Source organism: Streptomyces sp. NPDC002690 (genome assembly GCF_053592415.1).
The window spans coordinates 1-2,964 of sequence record NZ_JBSFVR010000584.1; the positions used below are offsets into that span (position 1 = coordinate 1).

At 70.0% G+C, this 2,964-nt stretch carries 1 protein-coding gene; it reads left to right on the forward strand.

What is annotated here, in order from left to right; genetic code table 11:
* The first annotated feature begins 218 nt into the window (after nucleotides 1-218).
* Nucleotides 219-2,813 (forward strand): FHA domain-containing protein, encoded by a 2,595-nt coding sequence (locus tag ACWD3D_RS35500; RefSeq protein ID WP_451464796.1) that lies wholly within the window; start codon nucleotides 219-221, stop codon nucleotides 2,811-2,813.
* Nucleotides 2,814-2,964 lie beyond the last annotated feature (151 nt).

Here is a 2,964-nt window from a genome sequence, read left to right on the forward strand (position 1 = left end):
TGGTGCTCCAGCTGAGACGCGGGTCCCCGGAAGTGACTGTGTGTACGTCGTGCATGGCGTCGATTTCCTCCCGTGCAATCCCCCGAGTTGCGGGGCCCGACGCGCCAACGCGGGCCGAGTCGCCCGGCTTTCGGATCGGGGAGTGTCCCTGGAATAGTGCCCCCCGATGTTCAGCATCCCTGGGCTTCCCGCAGCGGGGGCGAATCGGGGGACGACAAGTGGGGCGCGGAGTGCCGGAACTCGTACTGGAATTGAATGGCAGAACCTGGACGCTCGATCCGTCCAGGTCGTACACGCTCGGACGTGATCCACAGGGGGACCTGACGTTCGAAGACGCCCGGGTGTCGTGGCGGCACGCCACGATCAGCTGGGGCGGACAGAGCTGGTTCGTCGAGGACCACGGCAGCACCAACGGCACCTATGTGCGCGGCACCCGCGTGCAGCGGACGGAGATCGGGCCCGGCACCGAGGTGCGCCTCGGCAACGCCCAGGACGGGCCGAGGATCGGCCTCACCGCCGCCGCCCCGGCTCCGCAGCGGGCACAGGCCGGACCGGCCCAGCAGGCGGCTGCGTACCAGCCACCCGCGCCGCGGGCCCAGCAGGCCGGACCGGCCCAGCAGGGGGCGCCGTACCAGCCGCCGGCCGTCCCGTACCAGCCGCCGGCCGTCCCGTACCAGCCGCCCGTCGCGCCCGTGCCGCAGCAGGCCTGGCAGCAGCCGCAGGACGGGGGTGCCCTGGGCGGAGTGGCGAACGTTCCGCACCAGCAAGGCCACGCGGCGGGTGTCGGCGGGCCGGTGCACAGCGACCGCAGCCCGACCACCTTCCACCAGCTGGCGCTGGGCCGCGTCATGCGCATCGGCCGCGCCCTGGAGAACGAGCTGGTCGTCTCGGACCTCCAGGTCTCGCGCCTCCACGCCGAGTTCCACGCGACGCCCGACGGCCGCTTCGAGATCCGCGACCTCGGCTCGCACAACGGCACGTACGTCAACGGCCAGCAGCTCCAGAAGTCCGGCTCCGCGCTCCTCGGGCCGAACGACATCGTCGCCGTCGGCCACTCCACCTTCCGGCTGGTCGGCGACCGGCTGGAGGAGTTCGTCGACACCGGTGAGGTCTCCTTCTCCGCCCGCCACCTCACGGTGACGGTCGACGGCGGCAAGCAGATCCTCAAGGACGTCTCCTTCGGCCTCCCCGAGAAGTCGCTGGTCGCGGTCATCGGACCGTCCGGCTCCGGCAAGTCCACCCTGCTCAAGGCGCTCACCGGATACCGGCCCGCCAACCACGGCGACGTCCTCTACGACAACCGTGACCTCTACAAGCAGTTCGCCGAGCTGCGCCAGCGCATCGGGCTCGTGCCGCAGGACGACATCCTGCACAAGGAGCTCACAGTCACCAAGGCGCTGAAGTACGCGGCCAAGCTCCGCTTCCCCGCCGACACCACCGAGGCCGAGCGCCAGGCCCGCATCCACGAGGTCCTCGTCGAGCTGAAGCTCGACATCCACAAGGACAAGAAGGTCACCTCCCTCTCCGGGGGCCAGCGCAAGCGGGTCTCGGTCGCCCTGGAGCTGCTGACCAAGCCGTCCCTGATATTCCTGGACGAGCCGACCTCGGGTCTCGACCCGGGCATGGACCGCGACGTGATGCAGCTGCTGCGCGGCCTCGCCGACGACGGCCGTACGGTCCTCGTCGTCACCCACTCCGTGGCCGAGCTGGCGATCTGCGACAAGCTGCTCGTCATGGCGCCCGGCGGTGCGGTGGCGTACTTCGGACCGCCGGAGGAGGCGCTCAACTTCTTCGGCTACGACACCTGGGCCGACGTCTTCTCCGCCTTCGAGAACTACCGCGACTACGACTGGGCCGGCCGCTGGCGCGGCTCGCAGCACTACCAGCTGTACGCCGCCGACATCGACGCCGTCGCCGCGCAGCCCGTGAACATGGCACCACCGCAGCTGCTGCGCCCGCCCAAGCCGCAGGGCTGGCCGACCCAGCTGTGGACCCTGATCCGCCGGTACGTCTCGGTCATCGCATCCGACCGGGGCTTCCTGGCCCTGATGGTCGCACTGCCCGCCGTGCTGGGCATCGTCAGCATGGTCATCCCGGCCAAGTACGGCCTGGCAGCCCCCACCAACCCGCACAAGTTCAACGGCAAGGCCGGCACGATCCTGCTGGTCCTCGCGGTCGGCATGTGCTTCTCGGGAGCGGCGAACTCCGTACGGGAACTGATCAAGGAACGCGTCATCTACGAACGGGAACGGGCCACCGGCCTCTCCCGGTCCGCGTACCTGATGTCCAAGGTCATCGTCCTCGGCGTGATCACGGCACTGCAGGGCGTCATCATCTGCGCCATCGGTCTCGCCACCCGGCAGCTGCCGGCGGAAGGGCTCGTCCTGCCCCCCGCCGTCGAGATCTGTGTCTCGATCAGCGCGCTCGGCTTCACCTCGATGATGCTGGGCCTGGTCATCTCCTCCCTGGTGAGGACCGCGGAGAAGACCATGCCGCTGCTCGTCATGTTCGCGATCGTGCAGGTCGTCTTCACCGGGGTGCTCTTCCAGATCTACGACTCGCCCGGTCTGGAGCAGTTCGCCTGGCTGATGCCGTCCCGCTGGGCCGTCGCCGCCGCCGGCGCCACGCTCGACCTGAGCCACGTCATGCCGCCGTGGGAGCCGGAACACCCCACCGATCTCGACCCGCTGTGGGAGCACGCCACGGGCGTGTGGGCCACCGACCTCGCGGTGCTGCTGGGGCTCGGCGTCATCTGCTGCTTCGTGGTCGCGCGGCTGCTGCGCCGCCACGAGCCCGAGGTGATGCGCAAGTAGCGCGGTACGGCGCGTACCGGTCGGGCAGCGCCGGGTACGCGAACGCGCCGGAGGGCGGCACCCCTGTCGTGTGGGCCCGTTCGTCTTCGTGGAGGAGGACGACACCCTGCTGCGGCAGATCCTGGCCGAGCGCGGGTATCTGAGCCACGAG